Annotated in this window: 21 protein-coding genes; 12 read left to right on the top strand and 9 right to left on the bottom strand. The window is 58.4% G+C overall.

Annotated features, from left to right (window positions below; translation table 11 throughout):
* Nucleotides 1-15: 15 nt before the first annotated feature.
* On the bottom strand, nt 16-1,389 hold the full coding sequence (locus PG062_RS10020; RefSeq protein WP_270752197.1) for a vWA domain-containing protein: 1,374 nt from the start codon (nt 1,387-1,389) through the stop codon (nt 16-18).
* A gap of 38 nt (nt 1,390-1,427) precedes the next feature.
* A complete protein-coding gene (locus PG062_RS10025) occupies nt 1,428-2,387 on the bottom strand; it encodes a leucine-rich repeat protein (RefSeq protein WP_270752198.1) in 960 nt (319 codons plus the stop codon).
* Between the two features lie 193 nt (nt 2,388-2,580).
* Here PG062_RS10025 and PG062_RS10030 point away from each other — a divergent pair, with 193 nt between their 5' ends.
* Complete coding sequence (locus PG062_RS10030; protein WP_270752199.1) at nt 2,581-3,960, top strand: MATE family efflux transporter; 1,380 nt, start codon at nt 2,581-2,583, stop codon at nt 3,958-3,960.
* Nucleotides 3,961-3,966: 6 nt separating this feature from the next.
* Nucleotides 3,967-4,941 (top strand): GNAT family N-acetyltransferase, encoded by a 975-nt coding sequence (locus PG062_RS10035; protein WP_270752200.1) that lies wholly within the window; start codon nt 3,967-3,969, stop codon nt 4,939-4,941.
* Nucleotides 4,942-5,421: 480 nt separating this feature from the next.
* On the opposite strand, the gene upp is transcribed toward PG062_RS10035, so the two are convergent.
* The 4 genes from upp to tsaE form a co-directional block, all read right to left on the bottom strand.
* Entirely contained in the window at nt 5,422-6,051 is a 630-nt protein-coding gene (gene upp / locus PG062_RS10040; protein ID WP_114000394.1) for a uracil phosphoribosyltransferase, read from the bottom strand.
* An 82-nt stretch (nt 6,052-6,133) separates the two neighbouring features.
* Nucleotides 6,134-6,592 carry a ribose 5-phosphate isomerase B gene (gene rpiB / locus PG062_RS10045; RefSeq protein ID WP_114000393.1) on the bottom strand — a complete coding sequence of 153 codons (459 nt, stop codon included), beginning with the start codon at nt 6,590-6,592 and terminating at the stop codon, nt 6,134-6,136.
* A 13-nt stretch (nt 6,593-6,605) separates the two neighbouring features.
* On the bottom strand, nt 6,606-7,313 hold the full coding sequence (gene tsaB, locus PG062_RS10050) for a tRNA (adenosine(37)-N6)-threonylcarbamoyltransferase complex dimerization subunit type 1 TsaB (protein ID WP_270752201.1): 708 nt from the start codon (nt 7,311-7,313) through the stop codon (nt 6,606-6,608).
* Nucleotides 7,314-7,349: 36 nt separating this feature from the next.
* Nucleotides 7,350-7,775, bottom strand: coding sequence for a tRNA (adenosine(37)-N6)-threonylcarbamoyltransferase complex ATPase subunit type 1 TsaE (gene tsaE, locus PG062_RS10055; protein WP_114000391.1), 426 nt, complete (start codon nt 7,773-7,775; stop codon nt 7,350-7,352).
* A gap of 236 nt (nt 7,776-8,011) precedes the next feature.
* Between tsaE and PG062_RS10060 the strand changes: the two genes are divergently transcribed.
* Nucleotides 8,012-9,181, top strand: a complete 1,170-nt coding sequence (locus PG062_RS10060; protein WP_270752202.1) for an FtsW/RodA/SpoVE family cell cycle protein — start codon at nt 8,012-8,014, stop codon at nt 9,179-9,181.
* Between the two features lie 247 nt (nt 9,182-9,428).
* Here PG062_RS10060 and PG062_RS10065 read toward each other — a convergent pair whose 3' ends face one another.
* Nucleotides 9,429-9,644 carry a DUF378 domain-containing protein gene (locus PG062_RS10065; protein WP_114000390.1) on the bottom strand — a complete coding sequence of 72 codons (216 nt, stop codon included), beginning with the start codon at nt 9,642-9,644 and terminating at the stop codon, nt 9,429-9,431.
* A gap of 51 nt (nt 9,645-9,695) precedes the next feature.
* Nucleotides 9,696-10,985, bottom strand: a complete 1,290-nt coding sequence (locus tag PG062_RS10070) for a hypothetical protein (protein WP_270752205.1) — start codon at nt 10,983-10,985, stop codon at nt 9,696-9,698.
* Between the two features lie 107 nt (nt 10,986-11,092).
* Here PG062_RS10070 and PG062_RS10075 point away from each other — a divergent pair, with 107 nt between their 5' ends.
* Both PG062_RS10075 and PG062_RS10080 read left to right on the top strand, forming a co-directional pair.
* The gene (locus PG062_RS10075; protein ID WP_270752206.1) at nt 11,093-11,596 is read left to right on the top strand and encodes a phosphatase PAP2 family protein; all 504 of its coding nucleotides are present in this window, start codon (nt 11,093-11,095) and stop codon (nt 11,594-11,596) included.
* 5 nt (nt 11,597-11,601) lie between these two features.
* A complete protein-coding gene (locus PG062_RS10080) occupies nt 11,602-12,159 on the top strand; it encodes a hypothetical protein (protein ID WP_114000387.1) in 558 nt (185 codons plus the stop codon).
* A 187-nt stretch (nt 12,160-12,346) separates the two neighbouring features.
* Here the strand turns inward: PG062_RS10080 and PG062_RS10085 are convergent, their stop codons facing one another.
* Entirely contained in the window at nt 12,347-12,967 is a 621-nt protein-coding gene (locus tag PG062_RS10085) for a flavodoxin family protein (protein ID WP_270752207.1), read from the bottom strand.
* A 159-nt stretch (nt 12,968-13,126) separates the two neighbouring features.
* Between PG062_RS10085 and rlmD the strand changes: the two genes are divergently transcribed.
* The 7 genes from rlmD to PG062_RS10120 all read left to right on the top strand — a co-directional run bounded on the left by rlmD (nt 13,127) and on the right by PG062_RS10120 (nt 18,932).
* The gene (gene rlmD / locus PG062_RS10090; RefSeq protein WP_270752208.1) at nt 13,127-14,596 is read left to right on the top strand and encodes a 23S rRNA (uracil(1939)-C(5))-methyltransferase RlmD; all 1,470 of its coding nucleotides are present in this window, start codon (nt 13,127-13,129) and stop codon (nt 14,594-14,596) included.
* Nucleotides 14,597-14,730: 134 nt separating this feature from the next.
* Nucleotides 14,731-15,552, top strand: a complete 822-nt coding sequence (locus PG062_RS10095; protein ID WP_270752209.1) for a ParA family protein — start codon at nt 14,731-14,733, stop codon at nt 15,550-15,552.
* On the top strand, nt 15,509-16,435 hold the full coding sequence (locus tag PG062_RS10100) for a ParB/RepB/Spo0J family partition protein (RefSeq protein ID WP_270752210.1): 927 nt from the start codon (nt 15,509-15,511) through the stop codon (nt 16,433-16,435). The genes PG062_RS10095 and PG062_RS10100 overlap by 44 nt, the downstream gene beginning before the upstream one ends.
* 11 nt (nt 16,436-16,446) lie before the next feature.
* Nucleotides 16,447-16,713 carry a DUF5720 family protein gene (locus tag PG062_RS10105; protein ID WP_270752211.1) on the top strand — a complete coding sequence of 89 codons (267 nt, stop codon included), beginning with the start codon at nt 16,447-16,449 and terminating at the stop codon, nt 16,711-16,713.
* 1 nt (nt 16,714) lies between these two features.
* Complete coding sequence (locus tag PG062_RS10110) at nt 16,715-17,218, top strand: hypothetical protein (protein WP_270752212.1); 504 nt, start codon at nt 16,715-16,717, stop codon at nt 17,216-17,218.
* A 59-nt stretch (nt 17,219-17,277) separates the two neighbouring features.
* The gene (locus tag PG062_RS10115) at nt 17,278-18,156 is read left to right on the top strand and encodes a DUF6017 domain-containing protein (protein WP_270752213.1); all 879 of its coding nucleotides are present in this window, start codon (nt 17,278-17,280) and stop codon (nt 18,154-18,156) included.
* 38 nt (nt 18,157-18,194) lie between these two features.
* Nucleotides 18,195-18,932, top strand: a complete 738-nt coding sequence (locus tag PG062_RS10120) for a BRO family protein (protein ID WP_015573040.1) — start codon at nt 18,195-18,197, stop codon at nt 18,930-18,932.
* Nucleotides 18,933-18,935: the final 3 nt, after the last annotated feature.

An 18,935-nucleotide genomic window follows, 5' to 3' on the forward strand; every position in this document is an offset into this window, starting at 1 on the left:
AACAAATAAGATGAATTACAACTCGGGCAGGTCCTCGGCTTCGTTCTCCTGCCAGTCAATTTCCGGCGTTTTGGGCACCGGGTCAGGCAAAAATTCTTCCGGGCTTAAAACCAGCCGCATGGCCCAGGGCGGGGTATCGGGCGGCGGGGTGCCGGTTTCCAAAAACAGAAAAGCTGTCTCGTAAGGCGGGCGCCTGGTAGGGTAGGTGCCTTTGCCATCGGTAAAGTAAAGCACGCCCTGCAAATCCCGCAGGGTGCCGTCCCGGCGCAGTTCCTCAATTTTGGCAAACGCGGGGCGGAAGTCTGTGCCTCCGCCGCCGGTCAGGGTCAGGCAGGCGGCAAAGCGGTCCAGCTCGTCGGTGCTGTGCAGAAAGGTCAGGTCACGCACCGCATCGTCACACTGCATCACGGCGATGTTGCATTTGGCAAAAAAGCTCTCGCCGGTTTTAAGCAGGCCGAACGTTTCTTTCAAAAATGCCTTGACCAGCTCGCCGGAGGTGGACTCGCTCGTGTCGATCACAATGACAAAATCCCGGATTTTTTTGCTCTCCCGGCTTTCCAGCGGCTCAATCAAGGGCAGGTTGCCGTAGGTGCGCAGGCCGTAAGAGTAGTAGCCCAGGTCAAACTCGTCGGGGTCCAGGCGGGGCTCTTCGCGCATCACGGCAAAGCGGCGCAGAAAGTCCTTGTACAGGCGGCGGCTGTGGGCTGCTTCGATCTGTGCCTGCATCGTTTCGGCCCCGGCAGCCTGCCCGGCCTGCTGGCCTGCCTGCTGCATGCTGATGCGGGTTTCGCGCCCAAGCTGTTCCCAGCGGCGGCCCTGCACCTGGGCCTGCTGGCTGGTGGGGTCCTTGGGCCAAAGGCGGTGGCTGTCGCACACAAATTCCCGGTGCAGCTTTTGCAGTTCGTCAGGCTCCTGAGCGGCAAGCCAGCGGTAAATGGGCCCGGCGGCGGGCATGGCCCCGTTTTTGCGCAGTGCCTGGTAGGTTTTTTGCCGCAGCCAGCCCACCGGACGGGTCAGGGATGGCACCTGCAAGGCATCAATCGTCTGCTCCACGGCAATATCGCAGGCCAGCCCCCACAGGCTGGCGTCCCGGCCTCCGCGCAGCCAGGGGTGGCGGAACACGCAGTGCAGAACGCTGTGCAGCACCGCGCGGGGCAGATAGCGCCGGTTGCTGCGGTACAGCCCAATGAACCATTCCGGGTCATAGCACAAAGCCGCGCCGTCCGTGGCAAGGTTGTGCAGCCCCGCGGCAGGGGTGGGCACCAGCGCACCCAGGGCCGCGTTCATGTAGCGCAGGTCCAGGTACAGCTCACTGCGGATGCGGTCCATGGCGCGTTTGGCCATGGCGGCAACCCATTCTTCCTGGGTCAAAACATGTTGGGAGGGCATTGATCATCACCACCAAAGTATGGGGAATCTACGGCACATCAAAGGTCGTCAAAATCATAGGTCTTCTGCCTGCGGGGGCGCTGGCCGCCAAGGGTCAGGGCTGCGCCCTCGCTCCAGCCGGACTGGGAACAGGCCAATGCAATCTGGCGGCGGTTTTCCTCGTCCGCCAGTTTCAGCACCAGCTGCAAAGATTCTGTATCGCGCCGGGCAATCAGCGGGGCCGCGGCGCTGGCGGCATGGGCGGCCAGGTAGGCGTTGTAGATGCCCTGTGCTTCCGGCAGCAGGGCAAACGGGGTACACAGCCGATCCAGCGCAATGCGGCAGAGCTTTTTTTCGCTTTCGCCCACGCATGCCTGGGGGAACGCCGCGTCATACTCCGCAAAGCGGAGCACGCTGCCGTCAAAACATTGACGGTAGCGGTAGCCCTCGCCCTCAATGCTGTGGTTGAAAATATGGGCGGGGGTATTTTCGTCCAAAAATTCAAAGTATTCCGGGTAGAACACTTTGGCCTGCACCGCCCCGCCGGGGGCAAACACCGCGCCGATGTCCGCGCTGACGGCGGCCACCAGCTTTTTCAGCCCAGTGGGGGCATCGGGGGCGGCATCTAAGATAAAGCGGTCAAGCGCGCGGCAGTTGGTGAACAGATCGCTGCCCACACTTTCCAGCGCGGAACCGGCGCACAGCCATTCCAGCTTGCGGCAGTTATAAAAGGCAGCGTTATGCAGCGCCCGCACCCCGGCGGGCAGGGTAACGCCCTGCACAAAATCCCCCGCAATGGGGTGGGGGTAAGCAGCGGGGCCGCGGCCGTCAACGCTCCAAAATCGGGCATCAGCAGACTGGCTGCGCTGGTTCTGCGCAAAGCAGTAGGGGCCGATCTCCACAACAGGGAACCCTTCAATCTGCACTGGCAGCGCGGGGCAGGGGCTGTCCCCAAACACGCGCAGAATGCGCGCACCGCCGGGGCACGCCTGCCACAAAATACCAAGTGAACTGTTCAAACCATGACCACCTTCAACAACAAAACAAAAGCTTGACAATACCCACATTATAGCATACATTGAATAGGTAAGGAATAGAAAAAGCAGGGCGCGGCGGGAATTGAGGAAGAAACCACGCCCCGCAAAGGACTGCGCACTGTGACAGGGCGGACAATGCCTGTGGCGGTGCGCTTACGTTATGTGGAGGATGTTTATGGCAAGAACGCCGGAGCAGAACAACGCGATTATTACAGGCAGCATACCGCGGCAGCTGCTGTTATTCTTTTTTCCCATCTGGCTGGGCACCATGTTCCAGCAGCTGTACAATACGGTGGATACCCTGATCGTCGGCAACTTTGTGGGTACCCAGGCGCTGGCGGCTGTGGGGGCAACCAGCTCTTTTGTGCAGCTGCTGGTGGGGCTTTTTGTGGGCCTGTGCAGCGGCGCGGGGGTGATTATTGCCCAAAGCTTTGGCGCGGGGGACCACGATGAAGTGAACCGCCAGGTGCACACGGCACTGGCCCTTGCCATTGCGGGCGGCGCGGCGCTGACGGTGATCGGCCTGCTCATCAGCCGCCCGGTGCTGCGCCTGATGCAGACGCCGGATGAAATCGTGGGTATGGCGTCCGAGTATTTGCAAATCTACTTTCTGGGCATGATTCCGCAGATGATTTACAACATGGGCACCAACATCCTGCGCGCGGTGGGCGATTCCAAACGGCCGCTGTACTTTTTGATCGTGGCTTCCATCGTCAACATTGTGCTGGATATTGTGCTGGTGGCGGTCATTCCGCTGGGGGTGGCCGGCGCGGCCATTGCCACGGTGGCCAGCCAGGTGGTCAGCGCCGTGCTGACAGTGCGGTGCATCCATGGCTCCCAGGGCATGCCGTGGCATTTGCAGCTCAAAAATATCCGCATTGAACGCAGCGTGCTGCTGGCGATATGCCGCATCGGCCTGCCGGGCGCGGCACAGAGCGCGCTGTACAGCATCAGCAACATGACCATCCAGAGCGCCATCAATGGGTTTGGCACCGTTGCCGTTGCCGCATGGAGTGTGTACGGCAAGATCGACTTCCTGTTCTGGATGACGGTCAGCTCCTTTGGCATTGCCGTTACCACCTTTGCGGGCCAGAACTTTGGCGCACGCCAGTATGACCGCGTGCGCCGCGGCACCATGACCTGCCTTGCCATGACGGCAGGTACCACCCTTTGCATCAGCCTGGCACTGTATCCATCGGCCCAGCTGCTGTTCCGGCTGTTCAGCTCGGACGATGCCGTGGTGGCGCAGGGAGTGCAGATGATGCACTACCTGGTGCCGGTGTATATGACCTATATCTGCATTGAAATCTTTTCCGGCGCGCTGCGCGGCTGCGGTGATGTGCGGGTGCCCACCATCATCACAGTGTTTGCGGTGTGCATCATGCGCATTGTGTGGCTGGCGGTGGCGCTGCCGTTCAAGCATGAACTTTCGGTGGTGGAATTCAGCTACCCACTGACCTGGATCACCGCAACCGTGCTGTTTGCGATCTATTACGCAAAAGGCGGCTGGATGCAGCGCTGCATTGAGGCCCAGAACGCAAAAACACAAGGGTGAACCAAGATGAAATTTGAAATGCGCCCTGCCCGCCCGGCGGATGTAGAGGCCATTATGCAGGTGATGGCGGATGCCATGGCCAATTTGCAGCACCCGGAATGGTTTGTGCCGGATGATGCGGTGTATATGGCGGAGCATATCAGCGGCCCCAAGGGCTTTTGCCTGGTGGCGGAGGAAAAAACGACCGGCGCACTGGCAGCGTATTTTACCGTCAAGCTGGCCGGTACTGCCCCCGATGCTCTGGGCTGGCAGTTGGGCATGAGCGAAGAAGAACTGAACACCACCGCCCAGATGGACAGCTGCTGCGTGGCCCCGCCCTATCAGGGCAATGGGCTGGAGGGTAAGCTGCTGCTGATGGCGGAAGATACCCTGCGCGGCAGCCGTTACCACCACCTTTTGGCAACCGTGCACCCGGATAATGCCGCCAGCCTGTACACCGGCCTGCACCGCGGCTACACCATTGCGGCGAACCATGTGATCTGCTATGGGGATAAGGTGCGGGATATTTTGTACAAAGAACTGGAAAGTAGGAATACAAATATGAATACAACGATCCGGGCCATGACCCCGGCGGACAAAGACAGCGTGATGGAGATGATGCGGGTGTTCTACAATTCACCCGCCGTGCTGAGCAATGGCTCGGATGAAATCTTTGCGCGGGACATTGAGGGCTGTATCAGCGATAACCCGTATATAGAGGGTTATATGTTTGAGCAGGACGGCGCTGTGCAGGGCTATGGCATGGCGGCCAAGAGCTTTTCGACCGAGTACGGCAGGCAGTGCATCTGGCTGGAGGATATTTATATCAAGGCAGAATACCGCGGCCTTGGCATTGGCAGCCAGTTTATTGATTACATAACGAAGAAATACCCGGATGCTCTGCTGCGGCTGGAAGTGGAAGAAGAAAACGCCCGCGCTGTGCATGTGTACAAAAAGAGCGGGTTTGAGTTTTTTGAGTATAAAGAGATGAAAAAAGAGTAAGGACAACGGGAATTTCAGGTTTTACGGAGAATAATCCGTAGGGGCGCACATTGTGCGCCCGTCGCCTTAGGGCAATACCGCACAATTCCCGCCTTGCGGCTTAAGCACCGCTCCGGCAGCTGCGGCACGGCATCTGCGTTGCCAAAATGCTCGATAATGTCGGGTTGCGGTACCCGCATCGTGCTTCGGGGGCAAAAGCCCCTCGCACTCTGCGACCGCTGCCCCTGCTTCGGTTCGCTGTTTCCGCCACTGGCGGCGCTCACCTTTGCAGCATCCAGTATTATCTGCGCTTTTGGCTTGGCATCTGCCGCACCTCGCTCGCCGTATCGGCACTTAGAATTATGCGGTATTGCCTTATCTGTAGGGAACGGTCTTGACCGTTCCGAAACACTGCTTTATACGTCATAACAGGTTTTACCGCAAAACAAAATGACCCCCACAGCCAGCGCTGCGGGGGTCATGAACTTTTATGGGGAAATATTACTTGGTGCCGAAGATGCGGTCGCCTGCATCGCCCAGGCCGGGGATAATGTAGCCGTTTTCGTTCAGCTTTTCATCCTGTGCGGCAACATAAATGTCAACATCGGGGTGTGCTTCGTGCAGGGCTTTCAGTCCTTCGGGGGCAGCAATCAGGCCAATGAACTTGATGTGCTTGGCACCGCGCTTTTTGATCTGGCCAATGGCGTCAATGGCGCTGCCGCCGGTAGCCAGCATGGGATCCAGAACAAAAACATCGCGCTCGGCAATATCCTTGGGCAGCTTGCAATAATATTCCACAGGCTCCAGGGTCTCCTCATTGCGGTACAGGCCAATGTGGCCGACCTTTGCAGCGGGGATCAGGGTCAGCATGCCGTCCACCATGCCCAGACCGGCGCGCAGGATGGGAACCAGGGCCAGCTTGCGGCCAGCCAGCACATGGGTGCGAGCCAGAGCAATCGGGGTTTCCACTTCAACTTCCTCGGTGGGCAGGTCGCGGGTAGCCTCGTAGCACAGCAGGGTGGCAATTTCGCTGACCAGATCACGGAACTCTTTGGTGCCGGTGTTGCGGTCACGCATCAGGCTGATTTTGTGCTGGATCAGGGGATGGTCTACAATTTTAACAACGCTCATGGCAGATTCTCCTTACAAGATAGAAATTCATCGGATACAATGCAAAGCCTGGTCCCAGGCGGGGTACAACAGTGGGGGAGCCTTAAAGGGTTTCCAGCGCCATCATCTTGTCAATGCGCTTCTGGTGGCGGCCGCCCTCAAATTCGTGGTCCAAAAAGGCGTCAACGATCTGGCAGGCAAGGCCGGGGCCCACAACGCGGCCGCCCAGGCACAGGGTATTGGCGTTGTTGTGGCGGCGGGTGTACTCGGCGCTGAACGGCTCCGAGCAGCAGCAGGCGCGGATGCCCTTGATCTTGTTGGCACACATCGACATGCCCACACCCGTGCCGCAGCACAGGATGGCGAAATCGCTGCTGCCATTGGTCACAGCGCCGCAGGTGGCGGCGGCATAATCGGGATAGTCACAGCTGGCGGTGCTGTTGGTGCCAAAGTCGCGGTAGGCAATGCCGCGCTCTTCCAAATGCTGTTTGATGGCCTCTTTCAGCTCATAACCGCCGTGGTCAGCACCCAGGGCAATCGGTTTTTCAAATTGTACAGCCATAATCAAAATCCTTTCAATTCGTGGCGGATTGTTGGGCGGCTTCGCGCTCGGCGCGCTCACGCTCAGCCTGGCTTAAACGGTGATAATCCGGCAGCAGCTCTGCGGGGGAAACGCAGGTGCCCGCATCCCACATGGCTTTGCCCGCCAGGGCAACCCCTGCGCCGCGCAAAACGCGCAGCGGCTGGGGGCAGGGCAGAATGCCGGGCTGGTCTTTATATGTATTGTAGCACAATGCGGCACCATCGCCAACAAAAATCAAAGGCTTTTTGCACTCTTTTACAAAAGCTTCCAGCGCAGTGACCGGTTCGGCGGCGTCCGGGGTCAGCCGGGCGTGGGTGGCAAGGTCAAACCCGGCCCAGTACACCTGGCCGCGGCGGGCGTCCTGTGCGCCAATCACAGTGCCTTCCCCGCACACGCCGTAAGCCAGGGCAGCCATGGTGGAAACCCCGGCGCAGGGGGTGTTGGCCGCAAAAGCCAGCCCCTTGACGGCGGCAAGACCGATGCGCAGCCCGGTAAAGCTGCCGGGACCGTTGGTCACGGCGTACAAATCCAGCTGGGCGGGGGTCAGGCCGCAGGCTTTCAGGGCGGTATCCACCATGGGCAGCAGGGTCTCGCTGTGGGTTAGCCCGGTGTTGGAAGCCATCTCATATAATAAAGTATCGTCGCGCATCACAGCGACGGCGGCAGTTTTGCCCGCCGTATCAATGGCAAGAATGTTCATTCGGGGTCAGTTCTTCCTTTCCAAAAGGGCGTGGCGTCAAGCCCCAGGCCGGGTGATGGTAATCTTGCGGGTGGTTTCATCCAGCCGGTCAATGTTAATATAAATCGGGTTTTCCAGCGCCAGCAGGTCGGCGCAGTTTTCGCTCCATTCCGCCGCAACCACAGCGCCCATATCCAGGTAATCATAAAAACCGGCGGCAGAAAGGTCCACTTCGGTATGGATGCGGTACAAATCAAAATGGGCAAAGGGCCGCGGGCCGCGGTAGTAGTTGACAATGGCAAAGGTTGGGCTGGAAACAGGGTCCGTGCAGCCAAGGCCCTCTGCAATGCCCTGGCAGAACGCGGTTTTGCCAGCGCCCAGCCCGCCGGTAAAGGCAATCAGGCTGCCGGGGGCAAGCTCTGCGGCAAGGCGGCGGCCCAGGGCCACGGTTTCATCCCGCGAATGGGTAATATATTCTTCCATACAGCAGGCCCTCCTACAAGTAAGCGGCTAAGTCAGCATAAACTACTTTATTATACAACATCCAGCCTGCTTTGTAAAATATTTTTGTGTGGCGCGCCATAAAACGCCGCAAAGCGTGGCATATTGCACAGGAACGCGGTATAATAATCGGTAATACGAGCAGGAACCAATACCATTGCACAGGGCAATGTGCTATACTGGGAACAAGAAAAACAAAAGTGAAAGGTGGCAGGCCATTGCTGCAGCTGACACGCCGCTATTTGCGGCAGATCGACGGAATATTTCTGGCGCTGTGCGCGGCGTGTTCGGTGCTCAGCGTGGTAACACTGGTTTCCATTGGGCATAACCAGCTGGGGTCCATCAACAAAGCATCGGTGCAGTTTATTGCCAGCGCGCTGGGCATCCTGTTGGCACTGATCGTTTCCACGGTGGACTACCGTGCGCTGGCCCATGCCTGGCCGCTGCATGCGGTGCTGGCCTGGGGTATGGTGCTGCCCACCCTGCTTTTGCACAACGTCCGCCTGGGCTTTTTAACGGTGGGGTACGATGCCGGTGGTACTTCCAACTACAGCTGGTACCGGGTGGGCGGCATGACTTTCCAACCGGCGGAACTGGCCAAAATCAGCTTTGTACTGACCCTGGCCCTGCATCTGAACCATGTGCGCGGCCGGGTGAACAAGCCGGCCAATTTGCTGGCGCTGGCGGTGCATGTGCTGCTGCCGGTGCTGGCCATTCACATCCAGGGTGATGACGGCACGGCGCTGGTATTTTTGGGCATTGGGCTGGTCATGGTGTTTGCGGGCGGTATTTCCGGCTGGCTGGTGGCTGGCGGGCTGGCCGCTGCGGGCGGTGGTGCGGCCCTGCTGCTGAAACTACGCCCGGGTCTGCTGAAAGGCTACCAGGCCAAGCGTATTTTTGCCGTACTGGACCCCGAAAACCCGGCTCTGGCCGATATCGCTTACCAGCAGAACAAGGGGGCTATGGCCATCGGAACCGGCGGATTGACCGGAACCGGCCTTTGGGGCGAGCATGTGTTTGTGCCAAACTCCTGGAATGATTTTATCTTCAGCTACCTGGCCAACGCGATGGGCTTTGTGGGGGCGGTAACGCTTCTGCTGCTGTTGCTGGGTATCTCGGTGCGCATTCTGCTGGCAGCGCTGCAAAGCACGGATGCTTTGGGCCGCTATCTGTGCGTGGGCATCTTTGCCGCACTGTTCTGGCAGTGCATCATCAACCTGGGCATGAATTTACAGGTGCTGCCGGTCATCGGGGTCACACTGCCGTTCTTCTCGGCAGGCGGGTCCAGCGTGGTCATGGTGTATTTGTGCGTGGGGCTGGTGCTGGCGGTATCCCGCAAGAACCGCCGCAAAAAGCTGGCGGTGCCCATTGAGCTGGAACAGGTTTGACACCGGCAAACGGACGCACTAAAATAGAAAAAGGCACTGCGGTAAGCGGTTGGCCTTTGGACGAAGAGCTTAGGAAACTTAGTAAACTAAGAACCGCCACTTGACCCGGTGGAGGTTCTTGCTTTTCACAGTGACCGTTGCGCTGCTGCCGCAATTCGACCGCCTGTGCAAGACAAAACAATAAGACAGACAAAATAAAGCCGGTGTACCGTAAGATGAATCAAACGGTACACCGGCTTTTACAGTGTCAGGCTTCCTCTTTTTTACTGGGGCTGCACAATGCGGGAATCAGGCAGATGGCTGCCGCCGCTACCAGAATATACACGGTGCGGGCCGCCCAGCTTGTCTGGCCGCCCAGCAGCCAGGCAATGATATCCAGCTTCCAAATGCCCACAAAGCCCCAGTTCAGCCCGCCAATGATAGCCAGCAGCAGGCAGATTTTTGAAAGAACAGAATTGCACATGTTGGAAAACACTCCTTCCTATAACGGAAGTATGCCCATGCCGCGGTGTGTCTATTCGATTTTCTGCCACCGGGCGGAAGCTTGGGCAAAAACAGCACCGCACAGCAGAAGGGCGGTGGGGTTGGTCGTCAGGTGGAAGGGCTGAACTTCCATATAGGCGTAAGCCAGCATGGCAAACAGGCAGCAAACCTCAACCCGGCGGCCCTGTTTGGCGTGACCCCACAGGGCGGCGGAAAACAGAATACCCAGCAGCGCGGCGACCACCGGACCAAACTGAAACAGTGCAAAAGCAAAGCTGTTATCCACTGTGGGCCAGTTGAACACCTGCCCTGCAATTTTGACATCCAGCAGGCGGTAGGCCATCCAGGTCAGCGAGATGCGGCAGGTGAGCAGGGAGTCCAGCTTTGCCAGCCATGCGGGGCCGATATCATTGTTCCACGGTCCCACCTTGATGACCAGCAGCGGCAAAAGGTAACTGACCGCCGCCGTAAGCCCCACCATACCGGCGCAGGTGCCGGGCCACCAACGGGGTACACTGTGCCCAGTGCGCAGGCGGCAGAACACCAGCCCGACGGCCAGTGCCAGCGTGCACAGCGCAGCGCTGCGGCTGGCGGGCCCCACCAGCAAAAACACGCCGACGGCAAATACCAGCAGGCAGTCCACCCAGCGCACCTTTTGGGCACGCAGCAGGGCATAGGCCAATACCAGGCCGAACACCAGTCCGCCGAATGTGTTGGGGTGGCCGTAGCCGTAAGTGCCGCGCAAAGCGCCCATCCGCTCGCTGGTCAGGTCCGGGGCAACGATCCCGGCAAAGTGCAGTGCCAGCACCACCGCCATGGCGGCACAGCCGCTGGCAAAATAGACCTGCAGCGGGCGGCGCAGGGGAACATCCTTGGCGGCAAGCACCGCCACCACAATGCCGATCCACCAGATGTTCTGGCTGTTGAAATAGACCCAGCGGGCAATGAAATACAGCGCTCCGCCAGCCAGCAGCTCCCGCCAGGTGTAGCGGGTGCCGAACAAAATCTTGGCACCAAAGCACAGGAACGCGAGCCATTCCAGCACGGGGCTCATCACGCCCTGCACCCACGCCCAGTTCTGGCGCGCCATGCTGTTGCAGAACACCACGCTAATCTCATACGCGGCCAGCCCGGCGGCAAACAGAATACGGCCAAGCTGCAGTCGCCATTCGGCCAGCTGCTGCCCAAATAACAGGTGCGGCGTGTTCCACAGGCCGTGCAACGCCCCGCGCAGCCCGCCGCCCCTGGCAAGGGCAAAAATTAGGTCAAAAACCGCTGCGGCAAAGAGCGCCAACAGCAGAAAATTAGCAAAACCAAACAAGGGATTCCCTCCTGAAAAAACGCATGGCCCTGTGTTTGACAAGGGCGGGTGCGGATGGTATGCTTCTATTATAAAGATTTTGGACGCAGCACACAAGGGGGCAAAGAATGACGGCACAACGCTATCAGGCAATTTTTGATTGGTTCCGTGCCCGCCCGGCGGCGCTGCGGGCGCTGGGATATGCACAAAAGATCAGCGTGCTGGGAGTATATCTGGTGTATGGCGCGGTGTTGGCCGTTACGCTCTGGCAGCGCAGCGGCCAGTTCTGGCGCGTGCTGGCGGTCCCGACGGCGGTGTACGTTTTGGGCACGCTGCTGCGCGCGGCCATTAACCGCCCGCGCCCGTATGAGGCATTGAACTTTACGCCGCTGTTCCCCAAGGATACCAAAGGCCAAAGCATGCCCAGCCGCCACTGCTTTTCCGCCGCAGCCATTGTGGCGGCGGCGTTTACCGTGTGGGTGCCGCTTGGCGTGGCCGCCTGCCTGCTGGCGGCGGTTGTGGCTGTGACCCGCGTGCTGACAGGGGTGCATTACCCCAGCGACGTACTGGCTGGCCTGGCCTTTGGCGCCGGGGCGGCTGTGATCGGCTTCCTTGTTATGACATGGGGATGATAACTGTGAAACAATACAAAAAAATAATTGCTGCTGTGGCAGCTGCCGCAATACTGGCCCTGCCCCTGAGCGGGTGCAGCTTTAACGATGTGATGCTGTACCTGTACGGTGGTGACAGCTTTACCAAAGAGGAAGGCGAGGACTACCAGACCTATGACGGCGAAAACGGCATCAGTGTAACCTATGATGCCAATATCTGGAACGAACCCAGCATGTCGCAGGAGGATACCATTGGCATTACCACTGGCAACAAGCTGAGCTATACGGCAGTACTGCTGCAGGTATCGGATGTTTACACGGACTTTTTGGAAGAATCCGCCGCGGAATTGAACGAGGAAGCCCAGACTGTGCGATATGACTTTGATTTGACCATCCCCGATGCAGAAACCGAGTCCGTCCGGTATGACTGCGGCACCTACCAGATGATCCTGGCCGAAGTGAACTATGACTGCGGCGTTACGCTGCATGTATCGGCAGCATCCCGCTCTGCCAGCTATGACCAGATCGTGGCGCTGCTGCAAAACGTGTACCCCACCGGTCACACGCCGGAAACGGCAGAATAAAAAGCAGCAGCCTTTTGCGGGCTGCTGCGGGTGGGAAAGGTTGGCTTGTAAAGGGGAAGTATGCCGTGTTCCGGGGTGAAATATCTGGCAAAGCCCCTATAAATGGGGTTCGGCACAAGTTTTGTAATACGCAACAGGACGAGGCTGTGGCGGGGTGAGGGCACCCCGCCCTACTGCCACTACAAAATCAGCGGATGAAATTGGTGCGGATGGTATTTTCTGCCTTGGGCGGCTCAATCCCTGCGGCTTTGCCTGCGGCAATGCACTTCAAGATCCAGGCCATGTTGTGGCCCAGGTTGCGCATGATCTGCATGCCCTCTTCGTCCAGGGCTGCCTGTTCGGCGTTGCTGCCGTGTACCATCGGCCAGTAGGTGGAGCTGATCAGCGGCATCTGGCAGAACTGGGGAATCTTTTCCAGGGCTTCCAGTGCGCTGGTGGTGCCGGCGCGGCGGGCGCTGGTAACAATAGCGGCGGGCTTTTGTGCCAACAGACGGCCTGCGCTGTAGCCCAGCCGGTGCATGAAGCCCAGCATGCTGGCAGCGGCGGTGGAATAATGTACCGGAGCACCAAACACAATGCCGTCGGCCTTTTCCACCAGCGGCAGAACATCAACGACTGGCCCGCCGAATACGCAGTGTCCGGCTTTGGCGCAGCCGCCGCAGCCCACACAGCCGCCCACCGGGACAGCGCCAATGTGGTAGATGGTGGTTTCGATGCCGTCAGCGTTCAAAGCCTTGGCAATCTCCTGCAAAGCAGCGTCTGTACAGCCATGTGCGTGCGGGCTGCCGTTGATAAGAAGTACGTTCATAATCGTTATGCCTCCGTTTTGAGAAAAAAGCTTTTGCTGCGGGGAAAGTTGGTGCACCGGGGTGCTCATACCCGGAACCGCCGATCCCCCTGTATAAACTATATTATAGCACACCCAAAGAAATGTTGAAAACCCTGAAAGGGAAGAAGGTCAAACACCATGCCTGTAACCTGCACCAATTATAAATTGAAATGCGGCGGCTGCCCGCTGCTGAACCAGCCCTACCCCGACCAGCTCAAGCGCAAGCAGCAGTTGGAACAACGCCTGCTGGGGCGGTTTGCCCCGGTATCCCCCGTGCTGGGGCAGGCAGAACCTTGGCATTACCGTAACAAGGCCATCGCCACCTTTGCCACCGGGCCGCGTGGACGACTGACATGCGGCATTTATGCAGCAGGCACCCACCGCGTGCTGCCGTATACGGACTGCCTGCTGCAGGATACCGTCATTAACCAGACCATTGCCGCTGTGCTGGAAGCCGCCCGCGCCTGCCGCTGGCCTGCTTTTGAGGAGGATCGCGGCACCGGTCTGCTGCGCCATGTGCTGGTGCGCCGCGGTAAAACCAGCGGTCAGGTGCTGGTGGTGCTGGTGACCGCGCAGGAAAACCTGCCCGGCAGCCGCAATTTTGTGAAAGCCCTGCGGGGAAAGGCCCCCTGGGTGACCAGCGTGGTGCAGAACTGCAATCCCCGCCGCACCAGCGCGGTGCTGGGCAGCGATGTGCGTACCCTGTATGGCCCCGGCAAAATTACCGATACGCTGTGCGGGCTGCAATTCGCCATTTCGCCCCGCAGCTTTTACCAGGTCAACCCGGAACAAACCGAAGTGCTGTACGCCAAGGCCATTGAGTTCGCTGCCCTGACCGGCAAAGAAACAGTGATCGATGCCTACTGCGGCATTGGAACCATCGGCCTGTGCGCGGCGGGCAGGGCAAAGCAGGTCATTGGCGTGGAGCGCAACCCGGACGCGGTGCGCAATGCCTGCGCCAACGCCGCAGCCAATAAGATCAACAACGCGCGGTTCATCTGTGCCGATGCAACCGATTGGATGCGCGCTGCGGCACAGCTCAACTCTGGCTTGCCGCACCCCGATGTTGTATTCCTGGACCCCCCGCGGGAGGGCAGCACCCCCGCCTGCATTGATGCAGTGGCTGCCATGAAACCCAAACGCGTGGTTTACGTCAGCTGCAACCCCGAAACTCTTGCCCGTGATTTGACCCACTTGACCCGCCGCGGATGGAAAGCATTAAAAATCCAGCCCGTGGATATGTTCCCCCACACGGAACACGTCGAGACGGTAGTTCTTTTATCCCACAAAAAACCAGATAGTTATATCCACATTGACGTGGAGTTTGGCGAGGGCGAAGGCAAGATTCCAGTGGATAAAATTGTCCAGAGAGCGGAGCAATATAAGCCAAAAGAACGTGTTACCTACAAGAGAATCAAGGAATATATTCTTGAAAAGTATGGTTTTAAGGTTCATACCGCTTATATTGCAGAGGTAAAGAGAAGTTTAGGACTGCCTATGTATGATGCTCCCAATGCAGTTGAAAAATTGAAACAGGCCAGAAAGCATCCTACACCGGAGAAAGTAGAAGCCATAAAGGATGCACTTCACTATTTTGCGGTAATATAATCTTTACATAAAATTAAATATCGCGCTTACATAGCCGTTTGTTCTTACGTTAGAGCAAGCGGCTTTTTTTATTCCCTTACATAGCTGTCTGTCTATCTGACCGGCAGCTTATTTTTGAGAAAGGAGGATTTCTCTTGAACACGCAAATCATCGCCGTCGCCAACCAGAAGGGCGGCGTCGGCAAAACGACCACTTGCGCTAACTTAGGGATAGGGCTGGCCCAGGCCGGGAAGAAGGTGCTGCTGGTGGATGCTGACCCGCAGGCCAGCCTCACCATCAGCCTGGGCAACCCGCAGCCGGACAAGCTGCCCTTTACCCTGTCCGACGCGATGGGCCGCATCCTCATGGACGAGCCGATCAAATCCGGCGAGGGCATCCTGCACCACCCGGAGGGCGTGGACCTCATGCCCGCCGACATCCAGCTGTCTGGCATGGAGGTGTCGCTGGTAAACGCCATGAGCCGCGAGACCGTCCTGCGGCAGTATCTGGACACCGTGAAGGGACAGTATTCCCATATCCTCATCGACTGCCAGCCCTCCCTGGGGATGCTTACGGTCAATGCACTGGCGGCAGCCAACAGGATCATAGTCCCCGTCCAGGCGGAGTACCTGCCCGCCAAGGGCCTGGAACAGCTGCTGTCCACCATCAGCAAGGTCAAGCGACAGCTGAACCCCAAGCTCCAGATCGACGGCATCCTGCTGACGATGGTGGACAGCCGAACCAATTTTGCGAAAGAGATCGCCGCCCTGCTGCGGGAGACCTATGGCAGCAAAATCAAGGTGTTCGGCACCGAGATTCCCCATTCGGTCCGGGCCAAGGAGACCAGCGCCGAGGGCAAGAGCATTTTCGCCCATGACCCCGGCGGCAAGGTGGCCGAGGGCTACCGCAATCTGACGAAGGAGGTGTTGAAACTTGAAAAGCAGCGCGAAAAAAGTAGAGCTGGCCTCGGTAGATGACTTGTTCTCCACAGAGGAAAGCCGGGCCGACGCCCAGCGGGAGAAGGTTCTGGAAATTCCCTTGTCGGAGCTGCACCCGTTCAAGGACCACCCCTTTAAGGTCAAGGACGATGAGGCCATGATGGAGACCGCCGACAGCATCCGGCAGTACGGTGTACTGGTCCCGGCCATCGCCCGCCCGGACCCCAACGGCGGCTACGAGCTGGTCGCCGGGCACCGGCGTCATCGGGCCAGCGAACTGGCTGGCAAGGATACCATGCCGGTCATTGTCCGCGACCTGGACGACGATCAGGCCACCATTATCATGGTTGACAGCAATTTGCAGCGGGAAAGCCTGCTCCCCAGCGAGCGGGCTTTTGCTTATAAGATGAAGCTGGAAGCTATGAAACATCAGGGCGAACGGTCAGATTTAACTTCGTCCCAAGTTGGGACGAAGTTACGAGCAGATGAAGTTCTTGCCAAACAAGCGGGTTCCAGCCGCAACCAAGTCCAGCGTTACATCCGCCTCACCGAGCTAATCCCCGAACTGCTTGACATGGTGGATGAAAAGAAAATCGCCTTTAACCCGGCCTATGAGCTGTCTTTCCTCAAAAAAGAGGAACAGACGCAGCTTTTGGACGCGATGGATAGCGAACAGGCTACGCCGTCGCTCTCCCAGGCCCAGCGGCTGAAAAAGTACAGCCAGGAGGGCCACCTGACCCTCGACATGATGCGGGTCATCATGGGGGAAGAAAAGAAAAGCGACCTGGATAAGATCACCTTCACCAGCGACACCCTGCGCAAGTATTTTCCCAGGAGCTACACCCCCGCCCGGATGCAGGAGACCATTATCAAGCTGCTGGAACAGTGGCAGCGCAAGCGCCAGAGAGACCAAGAGCGATGAAAGGAGCGTCTATGAGGGATATTTCAGCCAGAGAACTGAAAGGACATAACATTTTGGCTGTGGAGCGTTTTCGGGACAATACCCGCTGGATGATTGAGTTTTCCGTCCTGCGCCCCTGCACCTACGGCAGCCCCGGCGATGAAATGCGGCTGTTTCTCACCGAGAACGGGTATCAGGCCGCCTTGCTCAGCCAGCAGCGCCGGGAAATCAAAATCAAAAAGTGCGCCCATGTGGTTGAGGGGCACGTCCTGTATGTAAAGAAAAAACGGAGGAAATGAGATGTTCAGAGAAAAAGAAATCTGTGATGCTATTCGCACAGCATATCTGCACCTGTTCCCTGATAAAAAGGAACGGAAACGGGCGCTCTCCAGACTGGACCTGGAGCTTGTGGCGCAGGGGGTACGCTATCGCGGGGAAAGCGTCCTTGCCTACCAGACTTCCGGCAGCCATGAGTGCGCCCTGGACTATTACGGGCCGGAGCTGTTTCCCCAACGGGGGTGCTGTATTTATCAAAAAACGGTCCAAAGTCATTCCACCCAGGTGGATGCCGCTTGTATCCGGGAACTGTGGCTCCTGGAGGATGGACGGTTTGTGGAGGTGTCCGGCGTAACCACAAAATACCGTTCGACATACGAGCGGTTTTCTACCTGCTACCGCACGGTCCACCATATCGTCAAGGGCCGGGACTGGCAGGACTATCCACCAGAGGAGATTGCCGATGCCTTTGAGGACATCAACGACCATCCCTTTGACGGGATGCCCGGAGTTTTCTATGAAGTTTGAGCCGCGTCATAACTGACAGCGGCTTTTTTCATGCCATAAATGCTGAGAGGAGTGATGAAATGGCCGTTTTTCGCATTGAACGGACCCGTGATTATACCGTGATGTCCAACCACCATCTCCGCGACAAGGCGCTGTCGCTGAAATCCAAGGGACTGCTTTCCATGATGCTGTCCTTGCCGGAGGACTGGAACTACACCACACGCGGCCTCGCCAAAATCTGCAAGGAGGGCGTGGACGCCATCGGCGGGGCGCTGCGGGAGCTGGAAAGCGCCGGTTACATCGTCCGCCACCAGCTGCGGGACCGCCAGGGCCGCATCAGCGACACCGAGTACGTCATCTATGAGCAGCCCCAGCCCAAAGCGCCGGATACGCCCCAGCCGGATACGGCTTCACCAGATACGGAAAACCCGTATCTGGCTGACCCGGATACGGAAAAGCCCGCAGAATTAAATATAGAGAAATCAAGGACCCAAAAATCAAATACCCAGGGATCAAGTACCGATTCCATTCCCTTCCGGGGCTTTGCGGCAGCGCAGCTGCCGGAACGGAAAGGACGGGATGCGATGTCGGTGGAGGAAATGGAGAGTTATCGGGATTTGGTGTTGGAGAACATCAAGTACGACCACCTGTGCCGGGAGTTTACCACCTACCGCGAGGATTTGGACGAGATCGTGGAGCTGATCGTGGAAACGGTCTGCGCCAGACGCAAGACCACCCGCATTGCCGGGGCGGACTTTCCCCATGAGGTCGTGCGGTCGCGGTTCTTGAAGCTGGACAGCTCCCACATCGAGTTCGTCATGGAGTGCCTGCACAACAACACCACTGAGGTCCGCAACATGAAGCAGTACCTGCTCACCGTGCTGTTCAACGCGCCCACCACCATCAGCAACCACTACACGGCCCAGGTCAACCACGATATGCACGCAGGCGGCTGGTAATGGCCGCCTTTTTGCTGCACCGCCCAAGGAGGCACGATATGAACCAGATGGAAATTTTCAAAAACCCGGAGTTTGGCAGCATCCGCACTTTTGAGCAGGACGGCAAGGTGCTGTTTTGTGGAAAGGATGTTGCCCAAGCACTCGGATACCGCCGCCCGGCGGACGCTATCGCGGCCCATTGTAAAGGGGTCTGCGTTTTACCGACCCCTTCTAACGGCGGGATTCAACAAATGAAATTTATCCCCGAAGGCGATGTGTACCGTCTTATTGTCCACAGCAAACTGCCCTCGGCGGAGCGGTTTGAACGCTGGGTGTTCGATGAAGTCCTGCCCAGCATCCGCCAGCACGGAGCTTACCTCACCAGAGAAAAGCTGTGGGAGGTCGCCACCTCCCCGGAGGCGCTGCTGAAGCTCTGCTCCGACCTGCTGGCCGAGCGCGAGAAGAACGCGGCGCTGCAAGCGGACAACGCCCGGCTGCAAGGCAAGGCCGTCTACTACGACCTGTTCATCGACCTGCGGCACAGCACCAACCTGCGCACCACCGCCAAGGAGCTGGAGGTGCCGGAACGGCGGTTCGTCCGCTTTCTGCTGGAACGCCGGTACGTCTACCGCGCTCCCTCCGGCTGCGTGATGCCCTACGCCAAGAGCGCCAACGATGGGCTGTTCTGCGTGAAAGACTTCTGCCGCAACGGCCACACCGGCTCCTACACGCTGGTGACGCCCAAGGGCAAGCTGCACTTTGCAGAACTGCGGTCGCTGATTCTGGTGACGGTATGACAG

It is taken from the genome of Gemmiger qucibialis (genome assembly GCF_027689445.1).
Classification (GTDB): Bacteria; Bacillota; Clostridia; order Oscillospirales; family Ruminococcaceae; genus Gemmiger; species Gemmiger qucibialis.